This window comes from Sivoneniella epilithica UHCC 1019 (assembly GCF_040830845.1).
GTDB lineage: Bacteria > Cyanobacteriota > Cyanobacteriia > Leptolyngbyales > Leptolyngbyaceae > ULC077BIN1.
On the sequence record NZ_JBFPDP010000079.1, the window covers coordinates 1 to 3,545 of the forward strand.

Annotated in this window: 10 protein-coding genes; 3 read left to right on the forward strand and 7 right to left on the reverse strand. The window is 46.1% G+C overall.

The window, feature by feature from the left end; translation table 11 throughout:
* Positions 1-100: 100 nt before the first annotated feature.
* Positions 101-283, reverse strand: a complete 183-nt coding sequence (locus tag AB3R30_RS25470) for a hypothetical protein (protein ID WP_458652016.1) — start codon at positions 281-283, stop codon at positions 101-103.
* A 37-nt stretch (positions 284-320) separates the two neighbouring features.
* Here AB3R30_RS25470 and AB3R30_RS25475 point away from each other — a divergent pair, with 37 nt between their 5' ends.
* Positions 321-446 (forward strand): hypothetical protein, encoded by a 126-nt coding sequence (locus AB3R30_RS25475; protein ID WP_458652017.1) that lies wholly within the window; start codon positions 321-323, stop codon positions 444-446.
* Between the two features lie 61 nt (positions 447-507).
* On the opposite strand, the gene AB3R30_RS25480 is transcribed toward AB3R30_RS25475, so the two are convergent.
* From AB3R30_RS25480 to AB3R30_RS25505, 6 genes are read right to left on the reverse strand one after another with little or no spacing between them, the layout of a single operon-like run.
* A complete protein-coding gene (locus AB3R30_RS25480) occupies positions 508-1,260 on the reverse strand; it encodes a hypothetical protein (protein ID WP_458652018.1) in 753 nt (250 codons plus the stop codon).
* Positions 1,261-1,275: 15 nt separating this feature from the next.
* Positions 1,276-1,590, reverse strand: coding sequence for a hypothetical protein (locus AB3R30_RS25485; RefSeq protein WP_458652019.1), 315 nt, complete (start codon positions 1,588-1,590; stop codon positions 1,276-1,278).
* Entirely contained in the window at positions 1,568-1,789 is a 222-nt protein-coding gene (locus tag AB3R30_RS25490) for a hypothetical protein (protein ID WP_458652020.1), read from the reverse strand. Before AB3R30_RS25490 ends, AB3R30_RS25485 begins: the two co-directional genes overlap by 23 nt.
* Before the next feature lie 30 nt (positions 1,790-1,819).
* Positions 1,820-2,158, reverse strand: a complete 339-nt coding sequence (locus AB3R30_RS25495; RefSeq protein ID WP_458652021.1) for a hypothetical protein — start codon at positions 2,156-2,158, stop codon at positions 1,820-1,822.
* Positions 2,159-2,200: 42 nt separating this feature from the next.
* Positions 2,201-2,548 carry an Mce/MlaD family protein gene (locus tag AB3R30_RS25500; protein ID WP_458652022.1) on the reverse strand — a complete coding sequence of 116 codons (348 nt, stop codon included), beginning with the start codon at positions 2,546-2,548 and terminating at the stop codon, positions 2,201-2,203.
* Between the two features lie 8 nt (positions 2,549-2,556).
* On the reverse strand, positions 2,557-2,721 hold the full coding sequence (locus AB3R30_RS25505; RefSeq protein ID WP_458652023.1) for a ribbon-helix-helix domain-containing protein: 165 nt from the start codon (positions 2,719-2,721) through the stop codon (positions 2,557-2,559).
* A gap of 379 nt (positions 2,722-3,100) precedes the next feature.
* Here AB3R30_RS25505 and AB3R30_RS25510 point away from each other — a divergent pair, with 379 nt between their 5' ends.
* Together AB3R30_RS25510 and AB3R30_RS25515 are read left to right on the forward strand one after the other, a co-directional pair.
* Positions 3,101-3,364 (forward strand): hypothetical protein, encoded by a 264-nt coding sequence (locus AB3R30_RS25510; RefSeq protein ID WP_458652024.1) that lies wholly within the window; start codon positions 3,101-3,103, stop codon positions 3,362-3,364.
* Positions 3,354-3,545, forward strand: a 192-nt coding sequence (locus AB3R30_RS25515) for a hypothetical protein (protein ID WP_458652025.1), incomplete at its 3' end; no start/stop codon positions are given. The genes AB3R30_RS25510 and AB3R30_RS25515, both read left to right, overlap by 11 nt.

Sequence of the window (3,545 nt, forward strand, 5' to 3'; positions counted from 1 at the left end):
TCGCAGTCTAGGCAATGTAATGATGCAAAATGTTTGTCGTCGATGCTGGTCCGGATCTCAAGGTTGAGCGATCGGCAGTTGGAACAGCGGAGGATTAGACTCACGATGCACCTCCTCTTTGCTGAGACTGCCAGCGCTGCCAGCGACGAACTAACCGCTTTTGCTGATTGTTAAGGAATGCGCCTTGTGATTGCCGCTGGATAAGGAGTAGAGCTTTACGCTGCCAGCGAAATAGGCGTTCTTGTTGATTGTTTGGAGACTTTGAGGCTAGAATCGTTTGCATAAGGAATCAGCCGCTAGAACGGCTGTGTGATCTTAAAGTGAATAATTTCAAAAGCGACTTGATGCGGGCTGGAATCTGCTGTCAGGTCGTTTTTGTTTTGGGGGCAATCGCGTGGTCAACTAGCGGGCTGGAATCTGCTTTGCTGGTACACGCGATCGCTTAATTCATTAGAGCATGGCTGCATTCTCCTGCAAAAATTTGCGACTAAATCTTGTATGCCTTTACTAGTGGGCATTTTGGCGATCCATTTTTTTTAGGGTTAATGGTTTAAAAGTCATCCCCCTTCCTTTCCTCTGTATAAAAGCTTTATCGTGTTCAATTTTGAACAAGGCTGCATCTTTTTCTAGAGCTGTGATTTCATCTTTCATTGACTTCAGAAAAGCCTTCCAAAATTGTTGGAACAGAGCCGGAGTAGAGCCATTATCACGAACCCCTTTGCTTTTTTCTGCCATTCTCAAAGCAATTTCGTATAAAAGCCACGTTGCATAAGTTCTATGGGGATCGGCTGGGTTTTGAAAGTTAAACTTTAATTGATGCCAAACCTCATTCTTCCTTCTTATCAATTCGCGTTTGCTTGGTTCGTTAGCCCCATCAAAATATTCTGAGCAAAGCAACTCACGGCAAATGTCTTGCATCCAGTAGACTGGGTGATCGTAGGCAATGGAACCTGGTGAAGTTTCACTAAAACAGAAGTTGCACAAACCCCGAACTGAATGGAGGAATACCCCTTTCGGTTTTCCTGCGTTCATCGCACCGGTCTTAAATGGGGGCTTATGCTTTGGATTCCAACCAAGCTTGATTACCCAATGATGGGCTATTGTCCATTGGTATAAAAGAAGCACCTTCGACTCTGAAGATCCAGGCAGATGAGGAATAGTCTCTGAGGGTTCTAAGAAAAGCCAATGCCACGGGGAATCAACGTTTGCATTTTGCGCTGCAACTACTGGATTGTATTCAACGACTGCCGCGCTTTTCATCTGCGATCGCTTCTCCTATGCTGCTTTAAGTCTGCCGTAGACATGACGAATAGCAACAGAGTTGATCCGTGTTGCCAGTTCATCAAGTTTGTCTGAAAGTTCAGCCCCCAAAGGTGACGATTCAACCTGCTCAGACAAGAGCAACGCATGGATTTCGATACCCTGAGTTGTCGGGATTTGAACAATCTCAAACCTCAAACCATTTTTATGTGCAAACTCAAACACGGTTGCAGCATCAGCTAACCCTAAATTAATGGATAGCTGATGAACCCCTGGACTTGGGGCATAACGCACCGTGCGTAAGTCTCTAACCGTCGTTGTTGCCATCATCTGTTATCTCAACTTTGAACCAACAAATAAACCGATAGGTGCCGTTGCTTGGTGTAACCGTCGCCTGAGTGACTGAAAAAACTTCGGTCAATTGCTGTGAAGCCGCGATCGCCTCACATTGACTTCTAGCTGCGTTAAGGGTTGCTGCCCTAACCTCAAACTCCCACTCCTCAAACGGATTCTCAGGATCGATCAACATCGCGATCGCTCTCCTTACTTGCCCTTGCTTCTATGTGCTGTGTCCATTGCCGCTAAAGCGCTGAGTGAGAGCATCCAGAATGTTTTGAACAGTTCCTCGAAACTCTACTCGATCCTGTTCGGCTTGCTCTGCTAAAGAGATAATCGTTGACACCATATCCTCAACTGAAGCCCGAAAATCAGCCCGGTCAACCGCTTGCGCTTGCCGCAATTCAGCGATCGCATTGCTGTTTGCTTCAATTGATCTCGCGTTGGATTCTTGCAACTGGCTGATTCTGGCAAAGTCAGTATCGTGCCGTTGCTGGCTTTGTGCCATCTGCTCTGCGTTCCTTTCTAGGATTGCTTCAATTCGGTCAAGCCGTTCTGTCATCCTGCATCCCTCCTTACTTGCCCTCGCTAGTGGGATTTTCTATTAGTTTCTGATTGCCAGCCGATCAACAACTTTGATCAGGTTTGCGACGTTCTCAGCTTGAATTTTTGCCGCTTCATTATGACTTCGGCTCTCTTCAACTAAGCCATCAACAGACCGCTTCTGATCTAAAACCGCACTGGTTAGCGCTCCAACCTGCACGGCTAAATCATCAATTTTGTTGCCTAACCTGTCTCCCATCTGGTCAATGCGATCGCCCATCTGGTCAATGCGATCGCTCAACTGCTGATTAGATTGCTGCATGGATTCCCGCAGTTGATTAATCTGCGTTCCCTGCATAGAGGTAATGTCAGCCAGCGCTTGAATCGCCCGGTTTAGTTCATTTGCCATCGCTCTCCTTACTTGCTCTTGCTAGTGACTGGATTTTCCTGTTGATGTTCTTTTGCAGCTTTAAGTGCAAGCCAAGCTAACAGGTTAGGAACAGTCCTAGCCTCGTCGTCTGCCCACTGTTGCAAGACTTGATGCGTCTCATCATCTAGCGTCACGGTGATCCGCTTAACCACTTCAGCACTTACCCTTGCTAGTGGGATTTTCTAAAGCAGTTAACTCAGGAACATTTGGTGACTCCCCTCTCAAGACGCTAACCACAATCGCTTGAATAAGATTCGGAACTGTCCGAATCTCCTTATCAGCCCACTTTTCAAGTATTTCAAACTGATCATCTTCAAACGACACGGTTGTACGCCGCATATTGTCAATTACCTGCTTTGAATGCATAAATCATAGCCCTCAAATTGAATTAATTTCGTTTCCGCATCAAATTTGTAAAATGATTCATTTGATGTAATTTATGTTAGCATCCAAATCAAGAAATGAAACTCGTTGCCGCTTAATTGGTTTTGCAATCAGAGCGGGTGACGCAGCAATAAGAACCTGAAAACCATGTTGATTCACGCCACACAACCGGATGGACACACCCTTAAGGAACTGGCTTGGAGACTTTCAAGAGTCAGACGGAAAAAAGTCCCCGATCGCACATTGCGATGGTGGATTGAACGGCTACACATTGAGCCAAACCATTACGGGCTATACGACGATTCAGACCTTGAAATTCTTACAAGCTTAGTGCTGTTTCTCAAGCGGTGCCGTTCAGTCGAAAAGTTCAAAACCCTACTAATTCAGGAGATTTCCAGCAATGCCCATTAACTCTGAAGAGCTTAAAAAATCTATCGATCTACCCAATGTGAACGGCAAAACTAAGCAATCTAAGAGCGATCGCCCAACGAATCGCCACACTGCAACCGCTAGCGCCGCCCATCAATCGACTGTGCAGGACAAAGCGACTTTAGGCGTTCGGACGCAACAGCAGTTAGCAGGGATTCAACAA

Bases quoted from the DNA above. Each gene is read 5' to 3' on its own strand.
- AB3R30_RS25470 (WP_458652016.1), bottom strand. From the start codon at position 283: ATGCAAACGATTCTAGCCTCAAAGTCTCCAAACAATCAACAAGAACGC.
- AB3R30_RS25480 (WP_458652018.1), bottom strand. From the start codon at position 1,260: ATGAAAAGCGCGGCAGTCGTTGAATACAATCCAGTAGTTGCAGCGCAA.
- AB3R30_RS25485 (WP_458652019.1), bottom strand. From the start codon at position 1,590: ATGATGGCAACAACGACGGTTAGAGACTTACGCACGGTGCGTTATGCC.
- AB3R30_RS25490 (WP_458652020.1), bottom strand. From the start codon at position 1,789: ATGTTGATCGATCCTGAGAATCCGTTTGAGGAGTGGGAGTTTGAGGTT.
- AB3R30_RS25495 (WP_458652021.1), bottom strand. From the start codon at position 2,158: ATGACAGAACGGCTTGACCGAATTGAAGCAATCCTAGAAAGGAACGCA.
- AB3R30_RS25500 (WP_458652022.1), bottom strand. From the start codon at position 2,548: ATGGCAAATGAACTAAACCGGGCGATTCAAGCGCTGGCTGACATTACC.
- AB3R30_RS25510 (WP_458652024.1), top strand. From the start codon at position 3,101: ATGTTGATTCACGCCACACAACCGGATGGACACACCCTTAAGGAACTG.